Source organism: Bavariicoccus seileri WCC 4188 (assembly GCF_000421665.1).
Classification (GTDB): Bacteria; Bacillota; Bacilli; order Lactobacillales; family Aerococcaceae; genus Bavariicoccus; species Bavariicoccus seileri.
In genome coordinates, this window is sequence record NZ_ATXL01000047.1 from 1 (window position 1) to 16,136 (window position 16,136).

Consider the following 16,136-nt stretch of genomic DNA (forward strand, 5'->3'; position numbering starts at 1 on the left):
GCCTTTAATTCTTTCTTTTGAGACTGCATTTTTAGAAAAAGAGATGTTAGAATCTTTGATATTAAGGATTTTTTTTAACATGTTATCTATGTTTTCATCTTTAGTTTTGTTAATATTAGTACTGGACATTTGGTTAGCCTCCTATGATTTGGTTTAGCGATTTAATTATAGGACAACCAAATGTCTTTTTGCATAAAAAAATTGGTGTCGCTACTTTTTCAAGCAACAACACCAAATATTATAGAGCCAGCTTTTTTAGTTGATGTTTGATCATTCAATAGGAACGGCAATCGTTCTATTAGGTGCATTACCTGCTGGTATGATAAGATGAGTGTAAGAGGATGGTTATCAAACGGAAGGGAAGATGCTCAATGAAAAAGATGATGGTATGGTTTAGCCTGATGATTGGTGTCTTTGTGCTAGTCGGTTGTGGAAATGGTGAGGACAACACGGAGAGCAACAATCCGGGTCTAGATACGACAAAAGATGAAGCGAAGCCAAATGATTCAGCAGATGAAACAGTAGCTAAGGAAGATATGACTTACAAGAACTTACCGATAACATTAGCTGATGTGATTCGGATTTACGATGACACGCATCCTGATACGGACATTACTTCTCTGTCACTAGACACTTCGTTTGGCAATTTCTACTACACGGTTGAAGGAATCGATGATGATAAAGAGTATGAATTGGATATTGATGCGACGACTGGAAAGGTTTCAAATCAAGAAGCAGACGATCTGGATAGTGATGAAGCAGGCGGGGTCAAACGTCAAGCGGAAGCTCTTGATTTAGAGGACATCATTGGAATCGAAAAGGTTTCAGAAATTGCAGAGAAGGAAGTTAATGATGGACTAGCAACCGATTGGGACCTCAAACAAGAACGCGGAAAGGTTGTTTGGGAAGTAACCGTCGAGGTCACCAATAAACAAGAAACTGATGTGTTGATTGATGCTAAAACGGGTGACGTATTAGCTACAGAAGCTGAAGATTAAGTGCAATGAGAGTGCGCTAGTCATCCCACACCGAGGCAATTGAATAAGTAACATGATTGAAATGGCTAGGAAATTATCCTAGCTTTTTTTATTGGCTATAGCTATATGTTATTCCTAGACTACAAATTCATGATGATAAGAAACAAGCAGTGACTCATGACCGGGCTGTTCGATTAAAGGTATCCGAAACACTGGAAGAGGTTTTAACCTGTGATGGTGTCTTTCGTTTTGAAGGGGGTAGCAATTCAAAATTCGATATATTATATGATGAACAGTCTGAGTCGTATATTTCAATTGTGAACGAGATTGTACATGCTACTAAACCAGCTGCTAGAAATGTTTTATCGTTGGCGGTGTCAACAGATTTGAAGGAGTTTAAGATTGTCAAACGTCTCATCGACAAAAGTCAAGAGGACCCGCAACAAGTTGGCCTGCAGTATGTCAGCTTTTTAATCGATGGCGATGATCTTCTCTACTTATCGCGAACAGCATTAAATGGGGCTGATAGTTACCATAATTCTAATTACATCACCTTTCATCGGTTAAATGAATTCAGAAAATTTTTGGACTAACGGTGAAATACTTAACTATACTAGGCATGAGTGAGGCAAATAAATGGATGCAGATAGAACGAAAAAAGTTAAAAAAACCATACCATTTGAGGTAAGTCAGGCAAAGCTAATACCGGACTCGCGACTGGAAAAAGATCATGACCGTGTTTATATCAAGTTGATGCCTAAAACTGAAGTGCAGTGGCAACTAAAACTCAAAAAAACTGGTTATTATGCCATCAGGTTTTATTATCGCACGATTGGAGGGGACCAAGTCCAGAAGGTCACGGCAAAAACAGATCATAGGACTCTCGTTTATGATGTTGGCTTTCCAATGGTTGGTGATGATGAGCGTACAGATAGCGACCAAGGTGGTTGGCAAGAATATGAGCAAGCATTTCGCTTAGAGACAGGGGTTAACACTCTTGTCGTTTCAGCGGATTGGGGAAATATGGATTTGTGGAAGATTGTCATGGTGTCCTCTTCTAAAGAGGTCATGGAACCGTTAAATTTGCCACCAATTTTGTCACCACGATATGAAACAATTTACAAGGACAAAGTACGTGACATTACAATTCACGTGCAGTTAAATGGCCATCAGTTGTTAACGATTATGGACGAAAGTGAGACGCCCATACCATACAGTATTTTTCCATTTAAAACGGAGGAGTTAGAATCTGGTTATGCGGAAAATAGGAGGACTGTTCGCCTTTCAACAAGTAAGTTTGCTAATTATCCTGAAGGTAATCACCAAATACGTTTTCTTTTCTCTGAGGGTCACTCTATAGTCTATCATCTTAAAGTGGTAACATTATATAAAGAGCCACCTTTAAAAATTATATCCTTAGATGTCAATCACGGTAATGCTACATTGATAAAATTTCCTAGTGATAAATGGCTTTTAATTGATTCGGGAAAAGAATATGAGGCTGAACATATTGTGAAACCATTTCTAAAAGAGAACAATATCACTATCGACTATTATTTGTTGACACACTACCACCATGATCACCTGGGGGGGCTAGTTGATATTACAACTCACTACGGCATTAGACCTCAGGGAATAAATCTTGATGGTCAACAACGGGCATCTAAAACGATAGATCGTTACCAGATGATGCAGCAAAACCGGTTTGCAGACTACAGTCTACTGGTTCCTGGCGATGACCTTGCGAAGGTGTGGAATCTAGGGGATGTCTCAGTCCTAATAGTAAACTCTCACTTTGATGAGCAAGGCCAACTCATAAGCTCAGAAGATGAGAATCACTTAAGTGTGGCCTTTAGATTAAGCTATAAAGGATTTTGTTATTTTCATCAAGCAGATATGTACGGACATACTCAGGCGAATCTTCTAAAACGATTTGGATCTCAAAAGGAATTCTGGAAAACAGATTATTTAACAGCTAATCATCATTTTCATGGATCAGTCAATCCGGAATTTCTACAATTTATCGATCCAAAAGTTGTCTTTATTCCTGCTAACGGTGCCGTTTATGCTAGAGGTGCTTATCGACAAGCTTATCAAAACAAGCTGGAGAAAATTTGGAGAAACGGTCTGGCGACACGGCAAGATACTATTTTATCAGCAGAATCAGGAACGTTAGTATGCAGGGTATATGACAATGGCAACTTCGATTATTCTACCTATCGACGGAAAAAAGGAGTATACCTCAAATGAGCGAGTGACCATAAAAGTGAAGTGAGTAGGGACAACAATGGAAAAATATATTATGATTTCAAATGATATTAGAAATAAAATTTTAAAGGGGACGTATCAAGCGGGACAACAATTGCCCTTTGAGAAAGAACTTGGAGCCATTTATGACGCCAGTAAAATGACCGTCAAAAAAGGATTAGATCTACTTGTGTCTGAAGGTTTAATCATAAAAAGGCGCGGGCCAGGTACTTTTGTCAAAGATTTATCTCAAGAAGAGATAGAGAGAGTCAGTATAGCGAACCAGTTCAGAGGAACTACCGCAAGAAACCCAGATAAGTCAGTCACTAGTAAGGTGCTCAACTTCTCTGTTATTAAGCCACCACAACTCGTTCAGCAAAAACTAAATCTAGAAGAAGATGGCTTTGTTTACGATATTTATCGCATCAGATATGTTGATGGTGCACCGCGAGTGATTGAGAAAACATACATGCCGATATCCCATACCTTTGGTCTAAAATTAAAGCATGTCGAGCAGTCTATCTATGAGTACATAGAAGGAGAGTTAGGCTTAAAAATCCAAAGTGCCCACCGAAAATTAACGGTTCGAAAAGCTACGGAAGAAGAAGCTGAGTATCTTAAATTACAAGCGGGAGACCCTGTCGGAATAGCAGAGCAGATTGCTTATTATGATACGGGCACTGCTTTTGAATACTCTATTTCCATTCATCGATATGACGATTTCTCGGTTGAGATGGTCTTAACCCGAAATTAAGAAATGACATTCTTGTTACATCCAAGTCATGACCCTCTCAGTTTTCTAAAAGCCGATGGGGTCAATTTGTTTTTTTTTCTAAAGGTTTCACTGAAGCGACTAGGTGAGCTGTAGCCACATTTACTGGCAATAGTCGATATCGTTTGGTGAGGGGAGTTGATTAAATATTCCTTGGCTTTATTCAAACGATAATCAGTGATATAATCTTGCGTCGATTTTCCAGTGTATTTAGTGAACAATCGAGTCAAATATTGCGGTGAAATAAAGAGTTCTTGAGCGAGTTGTCCGACACTTAGCTCATGACTGAAGGTTGACTGTATTTTCCGGATAGCAGGCTCGATGATGTCCTGATAGACAGAATTGCCAGCTTGTTCTTGCATCGCTTGGTCTTTTGACAACGACAACAAAAAGGAAAAACAATCGACAGCAGCATCAAAGGGTTTTAGGCAATCAGTTTCATAAGCTGTAATGGTGTCATCAATAAAATGATCGTAGTGGTTGTCAAAGAATCTTTCTTTAAAAAGGTAACTTGATGTCCCTACGATACTCGCAATTGATGTCTCTAAAGTGCCATTGAAGGTGACAAACTGAGTCAACCATGTGCCAGTCGAGTCATAGGAATGAGGAAGAGTAGGTGGTATTAGGATGCCTTGACCAACACCAAGACGAATGTGTTGTTGACCGATAGCAATGGTTCCTGCGCCTTTGATCGTTTTGAGCCAATGGTAGACAGGGTAACCATGGGGACGGTGGATGGGTTCTTGACGCCAGCTGCTTCCAATGCTTTCAATCGCCAATGGCAGACTCTTCGGTGTGATTTGAAAATAGATAGGCAACTCTATAACCTCCTTGTTTCGATTTTGTATAGAAAACGGTTTCTTCGTTTATAGTTATCATAATGCATAAGTTTTACAATGAAGTCAAATATGAGGGGATGGTGTGTGATGTTTAATAGAATTTTATATGGTGGCGATTATAACCCTAACCAGTGGCCAAAGGAAACATGGACGGATGACATGCTTGCATTTAAGAAGGCAGGAATCAACAGTGCCACTATTAATGTCTTTTCTTGGTCTAAGTTACAACCTTCTGAAAATGAGTATGACTTTACAGAACTTGATGATATCATCAACATGTTGACGAAAGAGAAATACGATATCGTATTAGCGACAGCAACAGCTGCAATGCCGGGTTGGTTGTATAAACGATATCCAGAGATTGGACGGGTTGATTATGAAGGCCGTCACCATCGCTTCGGTGAGCGTCATAATTTTTGCCCCAATAGTCTTGTTTACCAAAAGTATGCCAGTCGTTTAGTCGAAGAAATAGCCAAACGGTACAGTGACAATAAACAAGTCACTTGTTGGCATATCAATAACGAATATGGCGGCACATGCTATTGTGACAAATGTGAGAAAGCTTTCCGTGTCTGGGTCAAGGATAAGTATCGGACAATTGAAGCTGTGAACAAAGCATGGAATACTGAGTTCTGGGGGCACACCCTATATGATTTTGACGACATTGTTGTTCCTAATCTCTTGGGTGATGGCTTAGGGGACGGGCGTACGGCTTTTGCTGGACTGTCGCTAGATTACAAGCGATTCAATTCGGACAGCTTGCTGAATTGTTTTAAAATGGAAAGAGATATCATCCGAAAATACGATCAAGATACGCCAGTAACGACAAACTTGATGGGGACTTATAAGGAACTCGATTATTTCAAGTGGGCAAAAGAAATGGATATCGTGTCGTGGGATAACTACCCGAGTTACAATACACCATGGAGTTATGTGGCTTTTTGTCATGACTTGATGAGGGGCTTGAAACAACAGCCATTCATGTTGATGGAACAGACGCCATCGCAACAAAATTGGCAACCGTACAACTCTTTAAAACGACCAGGGCAAATGAGAGCACAAAGTTATCAAACAATCGCACATGGTGGCGATACAATCCAATTCTTTCAATTAAAACGCTCAGTCGGTGCCTGTGAAAAATTTCATGGAGCCGTTTTGGAGCATGCTAATACGACTGAAACACGCGTATTTAGAGAAGTAAGTCAGCTCGGACATGAATTAGAAAAATTGGACGGCCTGATTGGTAGCCAAAACAAGAGTCGAGTAGCTCTGATATTTGATTGGGACAACTATTGGGCACTAGAATTTACCAGTGGACCAAGTATCGATTTAAGGTATGTTGATCAGATGCATCACTATTACCGTTATTTCTGTGATCGTAACATTTCAGTAGATATCATATCCACTGAGGCTGATCTCTCTCTTTACGACATTGTATTGGCGCCTGTTCTTTATTTGTTTAAGGACGGAATGACAGAATCGCTCGAGTCCTATGTTGCAAAAGGTGGCAAACTAGTCACCACTTACATGAGTGGCATTGTTGACCAATCTGATAATGTCATTCTTGGTGGCTATCCAGGACCATTAAAAGAATTAGCAGGAATATGGGTTGAGGAGATCGATGCGTTAGCGCCTAGTCAGTTTAATCTGATCAAGGAAAAAAGTCATGGCACTATTGGGAAAGGCACAATCGTTGCGGACATTATTCATCTAGAAACAGCTCAGTCGCTGGCAGACTATCAAACTGATTTTTATGCTGGAAGCCCTGCTGTCACTAAGAATGACTACGAAGAAGGATCTGTTTATTATATCGGCTCACAATTAGATGACGATTTATTAAGTCGTATCTTCGATTGCCTTGTCGCCGAAACCAGCATCACTAAAGATAAAAGTACAGCAAATGGGTTAGAAATCACCACAAGAGAGACTGATAAAAAGCGCTATACCCTAGTGATGAACTTTGCGGGCGAACCAGTTGGCTTACCAGAGAGATTTGTTGGAAAAAAGGATCAGTTGACAGACAAAGCTATCACAACACCTAAAATTGAACACTTTGGGACGTATCTTTTTGTGGAAGAAAATAAGTCGTTAGGGTCCTGATTTATAAAGCTATTCATGAAATTACAACGTAAAATATAAATGACATCACTTATAAAGTCGCTAAAATAGTGGAGGAAGAAGATAATGACGACAAAGGTTTGGGGAACAGATGATCTAGGACGAAGTGTCGAATTGATTACCATACAACATAATCTGTTTGAAGCAACTGTTAGTGATCTCGGTGCCGTTTTGGTCAGTTTAAAAGTGCCAGATAAAGGCAACCGTCAGAGAGATGTGGTTTTAGGGTATGATACTGCTGTACAATACTTCAATAACTATGAGACCTACTTTGGTGCCACCGTTGGCAGAAATGCGAATCGCATCGAAAACAGTCAAGTTACTATTGATGGAAAGACTTATTTACTAGAGGCTAATGAAGGACAAAACTGTTTACATAGTGGCCCTAACGGGTATCACACAAGACGATGGGAGGTTAAGGAGAGAAGCGCGTCTGCTGTCACCTTTGCCTTATTCAGTCCCAGATTAGATCAAGGGTTTCCTGGCAATCTGGAGCTTACAGTGACTTATAAGCTAACAGATGAAGGTTTAGAAATTACCTATACGGGCCTCTCTGATGCTGATACGGTCTTTAATCCCACCAACCATTCCTATTTCAATCTTAACGGTCAAGGCAGTGGCACGATAACGCACCATCGCCTACAGTTGAATGCCTCTAGCTTTACACCGATTGCAGATGAAAAATCGATTCCAACAGGAGAAATACGGTCGGTCAAAGGTACGCCAATGGATTTCATCCAACCAAAAGAGATTGGTGAAGCGATTAATGACCCATGGGAACAGTTACAATTGGCCAAAGGGTATGACCATAATTTTGCGATTGATGGGGTAAGAGGACACTTAAATCCGGTTGCCAGAGTAGAAGGGGACGAAAGTGGCATCGTAATGACAGTCTTATCAACCCTACCAGGTGTCCAATTTTATACTGCCAATTTTATCCAAGACGAGAAAGGTAAAGATGGAGCTATCTATCACTCAAGAGAGGGCTTTTGTTTAGAAACACAGTATTTTCCAAATGCCATGAATACGTCAGCATTTGAATCACCACTCTTAGAAAAAGATGTACTGACTACCCTTAAAACAGCTTATCTTTTCAAAGGAGAATCTCATGGAAACGTTTGAAGTCACAGATGATTTTTATTTAAATGGTAAACCATTTAAAGTAATTTCAGGGTCAATCCATTATTTTAGGGTCGTGGCTGATTATTGGCGTGACCGTCTTGAAAAATTACGACTCATGGGTTGTAACACCGTAGAGACGTATGTACCGTGGAATAAACACGAACCTAAAAAAGGCTCTTACGATTTTTCGGCTAATCAAAATCTAAGACATTTTATAGAGTTGGCACAAGAAATCGGCTTATACGTTATCTTGAGACCATCACCTTATATTTGCGCCGAATGGGAGTTTGGTGGTTTACCTTACTGGCTACTACGAGAACCACTGATTAAAATTCGGTTTTCAGATCAGCTCTTCTTGAAATATGTGGCAAACTATTTTGACCACTTACTCCCCCAAGTGGCTGACTTGCAGATAACTCATGGAGGCCCAATCATCATGATGCAAGTTGAAAATGAGTACGGAGCATATGGAAATGATAAGGTATATATGCGTGAATTAGCAGGATTGATGCGAAAAGGTGGCATTGATGTACCATTGGTGACGTCAGATGGCCCTTGGCATGATATGTTACTAAATGGTTCAATCCAAGACTTGGCCTTGCCAACGATCAATTGTGGCTCACAAATCGCGGAGCACTTTCAAACCTTGCGACAGTTTCATGGTCAAAAGAAACCCCTGATGGTGATGGAATTTTGGATTGGGTGGTTTGATGCTTGGGGGGATAAAATCCACCACACCAGCTCAACAACAGATGCCACTAGAGAATTAGAGGATATTCTAAACGAAGGATCAGTGAATATCTATATGTTCCACGGTGGGACCAACTTTGGCTTTACTAACGGTTCAAACTATTATGAGAAACTTTCGCCAGATGTGACGAGTTATGATTATGATGCTCTATTAACAGAATGGGGCGATACGACAGCTAAATATGAGGCTTTTCAAAAAGTAATCGGTCAGTTTACTGACATTCCCGTTTTCCCTCTGTCTACAGAAATCAAGAAAGCTAGCTTTGGTCAGTTCGACGTTAGAGAACGTGTCTCCTTGTTTGAAACACTTGAAACAATCTCTAACCCTGTGACCTCACCTTATACGGTTGCCATGGAGGATTTAGACCAAGAATATGGTTACATTTACTATAAGAGCAAAATTGGCAAGAATCGTGACATTGAAGATTTTCGACTAATTTCTTGTATGGATCGTGCACATATCTTTATCAACCAGCAGTTAGAAATGATTCAATACGACCAAGAAATCGGTCAAAAACAGTCTCTTACGTTGACAGAGGAGAAAAATGAGTTAGGAATCCTGGTTGAAAATATGGGCCGAGTCAATTATTCTACTCACATGAATCATCAATATAAAGGCATCAAAGATGGCGTGATTATCAATGGCGCGTTCCAAAGTGATTGGGAGATTTATACCCTCCCAATGGATGACTTATCGGCGGTTGATTATTCGAAAGACTATCATGAAGGACAACCTAGTTTTTCACGATTCGAAATCCCGATTGATCAACCAGCGGATACCTTCATTGACCTAACGGGCTTTGGGAAGGGGTTTGTGATGGTCAATGGGTTTAATATCGGCCGTTTCTGGAAAATTGGACCACAAAAACGATTGTATATTCCAGGTCCGTTATTAAAGGTTGGTCATAACGAGATTGTGATATTTGAGTCTGACGGTGAAATTAGTGACCATATTACCTTGACGGATGCCCCATTATTGATGCCAAAAGCAGTAGAAGAGTAGAGAAGTAACATAATAGTAGAATGATCAGTTGTTTTGAAGGCTTTTTTAATTGGTGAAAAAAACAACTGAACAGGACAGTAACACCCCTTGTTTCAATTTCTTAAGCTAGCTGAGCAATCGTGCTACAATAAGAGCCAAGGGGTGTTTGTCATGGATAAAAGTGAAGGGCAACAAGATAACAGGCGGCGAAAAATAAGGTGGTATATCCTTTTGGTCGTATTGGTTGCAGTGGGTGCGGCCTCCTGTGTCATTGAGAGTATTGTCACTAAAAAGAATGCTAGCGATGGGACTATCGTTTATGCATCAATGGGGGACAGTATTGCAGAAGGGCACTACGCTAGCACCTTAGCAACCACATTTCCGGCTGTTTTCGCCTCTTTAGTTGAGGAAAACTATCAGGAGAAAGTGGAGATTCATCACTATGCTAAATATGGACGCACTTCGTCGTTTGGTGTGGGACAAATCGACCGTGTGAGACAGTTGAAACCAGATGTCATCACCATCGAGTTTGGGACGAATGATGCGAATCCGGTTAATGGCTCAGATGTTGATCAATTCGCGCAAAACATGCGGACAATGCTGAATGAGTTGAGTTATATCGATGGCTCGACCCCACAAATTGTGTTGGTCACGACTTGGAATCATGGCAAAGCTAGTGAACCATTTGACACAGTGGTCAAAAATTTGGGTAAAGAATACAATCTTCCGGTAGCTGACATTAAATCCGTTTGGGATAAGGATCCGGAAAAAACCGCAGGACCTCCTGGCTTGAAGACTTTTAATGGGACTAGTGACCGTTGGCATCCCAATGATGAGGGGATGAAGCAGATTGGTGAGATTATCTACCAAGCCTATCAATCACACTATCGGCAATCCAGTGAGGTGACCAATCACCAGAATAAAGACTGAGTCATAATTACGCTAGCTAAGATAGCTAAGAAGTCATCATATATGGGAAAACACGTTAGGAGATTCTGATTGAGAATTTCCTAACGTGTTTTTAATAGTTATTATTAATCTCGTATTCCTTCTAGGATCACCCTATAATTAACTTAATTTATCGAAGAGTGAGACAGCAGTGTCTTTCAAGACTTTATTCAATGTTTCGACATTCTTGCGGCCAACGGTTTGTAACCATTCTCTACCAGCTTCTTCACCATTTTTCGCAAACGGTTCAACCCCTTCACGCCAAGTGGCTCTCCCACAAAGAACACCATTAAATTGTGCACCAGCTTCATGGGCGAATTTCAAGGTTTCGAGGAACAATTTGGTTGATACTCCAGCACTTAAAAAGATGTAAGGGAGCTTAGTAGCATCACTTTGTTGTTTGAAATAGTTTAATGCTTCCTCACGACTATAAGCAATTTCGTTTCCGTGGTTAAAGCCTTCAACATAGTCCATGTTAACAGGGACTTCTAATTTTAAGACATCAATCCCATAGCGTGATTTTGAAAATTCTTTGACAGTTTCGATGACTTTATGGGGTTTAACTTTAGCAAATTCATAACTTTTCGCATCAGGAATAGTGTCATCATAGGCAATAAATTCACAGAAAAAAGGAATTTCTTCAGCGACACATTCTGACCCAATCCGCTCAATGAAGGCATGTTTGATGTCGTTGATGTCAGCTGGTTCATCGACATCGTAATACAACAGAATCTTAATGGCATCAGCACCTAATTCTTTCAAACGTTTGACAGAATAAGTGGGTAACAAATCTGGAAGACGGCCTTTTTCTGTCGCATCATAACCAGTTTTTTCGTAAGAGGTTAATAAGCCACAGGAGCTATCTCTGACTTTCATTCCTGGAATACCGTATTCAGGGTCCAGTAAGATAGCAGAGGTATACTTAGTTAATTCCTCAGAGGCTAGTTCTTTGAATTCGACAATGGCATTAGCATCGTCTCGACCATCGGCAGCTAACATTTTCTTAAGTGAGCCTCTTTGGTCAATAGCAAGTGCTGCTACGACACCGTCTTCATTAGTGGTTTTTTTGAGATAATCTATTTTACCCTTTAGCATGATTATAGGTCCTTTCTGTTCTTTGACTACTACACTAGTATTATACAGCGCACACACTCATTAAATCACCTGATAAGGCTGTGCTTATGTTGCTATGATGTTTGGCCTCGCTTATTTCAGAAATAAAAGATGACACTTAAAGACGAATAGAAACAATATTTAACAAAAATGCCGTCAAACAACTAAAACGTTTGCATAATGGCTAAAAAATAGATAAAATAAGTTAAACTATCGTATATGTAAGCGGTTTATATATCGAAAGTGTGAGGGAGGTGACGGTAATGGAAAGTATGACAACAGTTTGGGGAGAGGTTGATAACCAACCGGTTTATTTGTATACACTTCGTTCAGGCTCACTGACTGCCGTCATCTCGAATTTTGGAGCAACTGTGGTCACTCTCAACGTGCCAGATCAAACGGGTAAAGTTGTGGATGTGGTGTTAGGTTACGATACTCTTAAACAGTATGAGCAGAATAATCGGGCTTATTTTGGTGGAACAATTGGTCGATGTGCCAATCGGATTTCAAATAGTCAGTTTACGCTGGATGGCTCAGTCTATCATTTAACTACTAATGAGTGGCCAAATAGCTTACATAGTGGTTTATCTGGATTTCACATGAGAGTATGGGAAACTGTTTCTTTTACGAATGAGAACGAGTTGACACTACGTTTAGAGAGTCCAGCGATGGATCAAGGCTTTCCAGGTAATTTAGAAATAACAGCATCCTTCAAAGTAACTGATAATGGGATGACCATCACTTATTCGGGCACAAGTGATGCGACGACGATTTTCAATCCAACGAATCATTCTTATTTTAATTTGAATGGTCATAAGGCAGGGAGTGTTGTTGATCACCTATTACGTTTGCAGGCCAACTACTACACGCCTGTTGAGAATGCTAGGTCGTTGACGACGGGTGAAATTTGTAATGTCTTGTATACGCCAATGGACTTTACCAGGCCCAAAACGATTGGGAGTGAGATGACACCTTCTTTTAGACAACTGCTTTATACGGATGGTTATGACCACAATTTTTGTATTACAAAATACAATGGCGATGTGACGGAGGCTGCCCAGCTAACTGGTGATCAAACAGGTATTCGTTTAACGTTAAAAACAAACGAACCAGGTTTACATCTTTATACTGGGAATTACCTCAATGATGACATTGGAAAAGGTGGGGAACATTACTATAAATATGCTGGTGTCTCTTTGCAACCGCAGTTTTACCCAGATGCTATCAACCACCCTAATTATATCAGTCCAATTCTTCATAAAGGTGAGACAAAAGCGTTTGAAACCCAATATTTATTTGATTGTGTCTCCTAATTGAGTTGCGGTTAATGATACTGTGGGTTTGATCTAGAAAGTAAAGATAGCGGAAAATACCCCAACGCCTAGGCATTGGGGTATTAGAATTTTATAAACGAGAATTTATAAGAGGTGTAGTTAATGGATTTGGGAATCAGTGATCCTCGTTTGTAAAATTTTCATCGAAGCTGTCATTTGTATAACTCCCATACGGAGTTGTTGTCTTTGTCGCATAACGTTTAGTCGAATAGACATAGACGAGTTGATTACTTTTTCGAGTAGGTACTTTGGTAGTCGTCACAAGGTAATCACCTATGGCACCTAAAAGGATGATGGAAAATAAAATAAGACGTATAATAGTACCTTTCATCATCATCTTCCTTTTCTATGGATACTAATATGTGACCTAGGACGTTCACCTCTAGTCCACATTACTTTTACCTTTACAGTCTTAGTATAGTCAATCAGTAATGAAATAGTGTTAACCCCCTGTAAAACTTGTGTAAATAATCATGTCATTCTCATTTCATTTACCCAATAGCATCACTGTCATAGGATATGGTGAAAAAGAGGAGACTTAAAGTAGTAATTAGTTCATTTTATGAGTATAAAAAGGTATGCTTAGATTATAATACTATTGTTCGAAATACTAGCGTTCTAATTACGCAAAAGGGGGAGACAACATGAGTTTTGAAGATGAGAATAAAAAAGTTGCAGACGGCCAACCGACCACTAGCAATCAACCCGAAGATGCCACAGAGAATCCAGTGACACCAGAACCAGAAGCTAGTCCCGATGAACAGGATAATTTTCATGAGGATGGGTCACAAGACGCAAATGAAATAGAGGCGGAGGTAACAGAACCATCGATTAGTGAGCAAGAGAACGACCTTGACGCTAACCCTGACAGCAGTGGTGCCAAGGATAGCGTGGACGATCCTGTTCATGATACTTCAGATGATGAGAATCGTTATAGTTCTGAAGGCGAGGATTTTTCTGAGACGCCAAATGCTACAACTGGGACGGGCACAAGTGATGGGAGTGCACCCACTGAAAGCAAGGAAAAGTCGGGCTTTAATCCAGAAAGTATTACATCTAACGAACAAGTCCAAAAAGCGGTGACGTTCAGTAAAAATTATTTTGCTATTTTTCTTCGTAAATTAAAACGCCCGTCTTCAGATGTGTTAGATGTGCCACAATATTATGGCTATGTTACTTTCCTATTAGTAGCCTTGGCACAAGCTATCTTGGTCGTAACTGAAGTTAGCCGAATTGCGACAGTTCTGTTGGGTGGTTTTGCTTCATTTTTGAGTACAGATTACTTCACTCCGACCTTTACTGATTTTCTGAGATTAGTGATTCTGTTTCTTATTTTGAACGGACTGGCTGTAGCAGCAGTATTTGCGACGAGCAAGTGGTTATCGCAGTCAACAGATAGTTTTCATGTCATTACCAATCGCTTGGCAGGGTTCTTAAGTCCTGTAATAGTGGTTCTCTTGGCTGGCATCATTTGTGTGATATTATCTATTTTCCCATTGTCAGTTACAGCACTGTTATTTGTGGCTAGTGTCATTGGAGTTACTACTGGTATAGTCTTTGTGCTCTCTGATTATGTGAGAGGATCGAAACACAAACTCAATGATTTCTACATTATCTCTGGTATTTTACTAGCACTCGTCATTGTAGATGCACTAATCATTCGTCTACTTGGTGGTATTTAGGAACTAGTATTAGGTAGTAAGTATACTAGTAATGGTTAGCTTAGTAGTTTTATCTGGTTTAATAGTATTAACTAGGTTGGTGGTATTAGCTACAATAGAAGCTAACTACAAAGACTAGTTAGAAAGCCTTGAGGTGACGACAAACCTTTGAGGCTTTTTAATTGTTTGCGTTTAAAAAGTATGCTCTTTTTTATTCGAAGTGAAACCGTTAAAATAAAAAGGAATATGTCATCCTTAGTATGGCAATTAGTTAGAAAATGAAATATCAGAGGAGAGGTAACAATGATTGATCTACATTGTCATATTTTGCCAGGTATCGATGATGGGGCATCGTCAATCCAGGATACGTTAAACATGGCTCAGCAAGCTCATGAAGATGGTGTGACTCATATTTTAGCAACACCACATCACCACAATCGTCATTTTGTCAATCATGCGGCAGCTGTCAGGTTATTAGTAGAAGAGACGCAAAGAATCATCACCAGAGAGGGTATTGATCTTACCGTTTTTCCAGGTCAAGAGGTGCGTATTCATCCGGAATTAATCCGCCATATTGATGAAGACGATATTTTGTTTGCGGATGAAGGAAATCGGTATATGATGTTAGAATTCCCGACTATGTCGGTGCCGGATTATACAGATCAACTGTTTTACGACTTAACCCATCGTGGGATTATTCCAGTCATCGTGCATCCAGAACGGAATATGGAGATTAAGAAAAATCCTAATAAATTAATGGAATGGATTGATTTAGGATGTTTGACGCAAGTGACAGCTGGGAGTATTGCAGGCGATTTTGGGAAAGAAACACAAGAGCTATCTTTTCAAATGGTTGATGCTAATTTAACCCATATTATTGCGAGTGATGCCCATAATGTGAGTGGCCGTCCGTTTAGAATGACAGCTGAATTTGAGGTCTTTGAAAAAGAGTTTGGGACAGAAAAAGCGCAACTCTTTAAAGATAGAGCTAAAGATATTATTAATGGTGACGACACCCTGGTAGAACCCTACTCAGAAGTCGCAAGCCGAAAGAGAAAATGGTTTAATTTTTAAACTAAGTGCGACAAAGCTCGGTTAGCTCCGAGCAGTAAGGAAGCTTTTTCAAAAATGGGACATTTTTAGAAAAAGGAGAGTTAGTGCCGAAGGAGCTGAGCTTTGGAGCACGCCAAAAAAAGTGTGACTTCTTTCGTTAAAGCTCGAACACTGGAACAAAATTGAGTAGATAGGGAACTATTGGAAAAAATTTGTGAAG

Annotated in this window: 14 protein-coding genes; 11 read left to right on the plus strand and 3 right to left on the minus strand. The window is 39.9% G+C overall.

Going from position 1 to position 16,136, the window contains the following annotated elements:
* Positions 1–371 precede the first annotated feature (371 nt).
* From H541_RS0108965 to H541_RS0108980, 4 genes are all read left to right on the plus strand, one after another.
* Positions 372–998, plus strand: a complete 627-nt coding sequence (locus H541_RS0108965; protein ID WP_022796981.1) for a PepSY domain-containing protein — start codon at positions 372–374, stop codon at positions 996–998.
* Between the two features lie 149 nt (positions 999–1,147).
* The gene (locus H541_RS0108970; protein WP_022796982.1) at positions 1,148–1,570 is read left to right on the plus strand and encodes a hypothetical protein; all 423 of its coding nucleotides are present in this window, start codon (positions 1,148–1,150) and stop codon (positions 1,568–1,570) included.
* A gap of 43 nt (positions 1,571–1,613) precedes the next feature.
* The gene (locus tag H541_RS0108975; protein ID WP_022796983.1) at positions 1,614–3,227 is read left to right on the plus strand and encodes a ComEC/Rec2 family competence protein; all 1,614 of its coding nucleotides are present in this window, start codon (positions 1,614–1,616) and stop codon (positions 3,225–3,227) included.
* A 37-nt stretch (positions 3,228–3,264) separates the two neighbouring features.
* Positions 3,265–3,978, plus strand: a complete 714-nt coding sequence (locus tag H541_RS0108980; protein ID WP_022796984.1) for a GntR family transcriptional regulator — start codon at positions 3,265–3,267, stop codon at positions 3,976–3,978.
* A 26-nt stretch (positions 3,979–4,004) separates the two neighbouring features.
* Here H541_RS0108980 and H541_RS0108985 read toward each other — a convergent pair whose 3' ends face one another.
* Positions 4,005–4,814 (minus strand): helix-turn-helix transcriptional regulator, encoded by an 810-nt coding sequence (locus H541_RS0108985; protein WP_022796985.1) that lies wholly within the window; start codon positions 4,812–4,814, stop codon positions 4,005–4,007.
* A gap of 108 nt (positions 4,815–4,922) precedes the next feature.
* Between H541_RS0108985 and H541_RS0108990 the strand changes: the two genes are divergently transcribed.
* From H541_RS0108990 to H541_RS13040, 4 genes are all read left to right on the plus strand, one after another.
* A complete protein-coding gene (locus H541_RS0108990; RefSeq protein ID WP_022796986.1) occupies positions 4,923–6,935 on the plus strand; it encodes a beta-galactosidase in 2,013 nt (670 codons plus the stop codon).
* 84 nt (positions 6,936–7,019) lie between these two features.
* Positions 7,020–8,075 carry an aldose epimerase family protein gene (locus tag H541_RS0108995; protein WP_022796987.1) on the plus strand — a complete coding sequence of 352 codons (1,056 nt, stop codon included), beginning with the start codon at positions 7,020–7,022 and terminating at the stop codon, positions 8,073–8,075.
* Positions 8,062–9,828, plus strand: coding sequence for a glycoside hydrolase family 35 protein (locus H541_RS0109000; protein ID WP_022796988.1), 1,767 nt, complete (start codon positions 8,062–8,064; stop codon positions 9,826–9,828). Before H541_RS0108995 ends, H541_RS0109000 begins: the two co-directional genes overlap by 14 nt.
* A 150-nt stretch (positions 9,829–9,978) precedes the next feature.
* On the plus strand, positions 9,979–10,737 hold the full coding sequence (locus H541_RS13040) for an SGNH/GDSL hydrolase family protein (RefSeq protein WP_022796989.1): 759 nt from the start codon (positions 9,979–9,981) through the stop codon (positions 10,735–10,737).
* A 138-nt stretch (positions 10,738–10,875) separates the two neighbouring features.
* On the opposite strand, the gene lacD is transcribed toward H541_RS13040, so the two are convergent.
* Positions 10,876–11,850, minus strand: a complete 975-nt coding sequence (gene lacD / locus H541_RS0109010; protein ID WP_026501749.1) for a tagatose-bisphosphate aldolase — start codon at positions 11,848–11,850, stop codon at positions 10,876–10,878.
* Positions 11,851–12,131: 281 nt separating this feature from the next.
* Between lacD and H541_RS0109015 the strand changes: the two genes are divergently transcribed.
* Positions 12,132–13,181, plus strand: a complete 1,050-nt coding sequence (locus H541_RS0109015) for an aldose epimerase family protein (protein WP_022796991.1) — start codon at positions 12,132–12,134, stop codon at positions 13,179–13,181.
* A gap of 136 nt (positions 13,182–13,317) precedes the next feature.
* Here the strand turns inward: H541_RS0109015 and H541_RS0109020 are convergent, their stop codons facing one another.
* Positions 13,318–13,533 carry a hypothetical protein gene (locus H541_RS0109020; RefSeq protein ID WP_022796992.1) on the minus strand — a complete coding sequence of 72 codons (216 nt, stop codon included), beginning with the start codon at positions 13,531–13,533 and terminating at the stop codon, positions 13,318–13,320.
* 313 nt (positions 13,534–13,846) lie between these two features.
* On the opposite strand from H541_RS0109020, the gene H541_RS0109025 reads away from it, so the two are divergent.
* Positions 13,847–14,884 carry a hypothetical protein gene (locus tag H541_RS0109025; RefSeq protein ID WP_022796993.1) on the plus strand — a complete coding sequence of 346 codons (1,038 nt, stop codon included), beginning with the start codon at positions 13,847–13,849 and terminating at the stop codon, positions 14,882–14,884.
* A gap of 282 nt (positions 14,885–15,166) precedes the next feature.
* The gene (locus H541_RS12220; protein ID WP_022796994.1) at positions 15,167–15,937 is read left to right on the plus strand and encodes a tyrosine-protein phosphatase; all 771 of its coding nucleotides are present in this window, start codon (positions 15,167–15,169) and stop codon (positions 15,935–15,937) included.
* Positions 15,938–16,136: the final 199 nt, after the last annotated feature.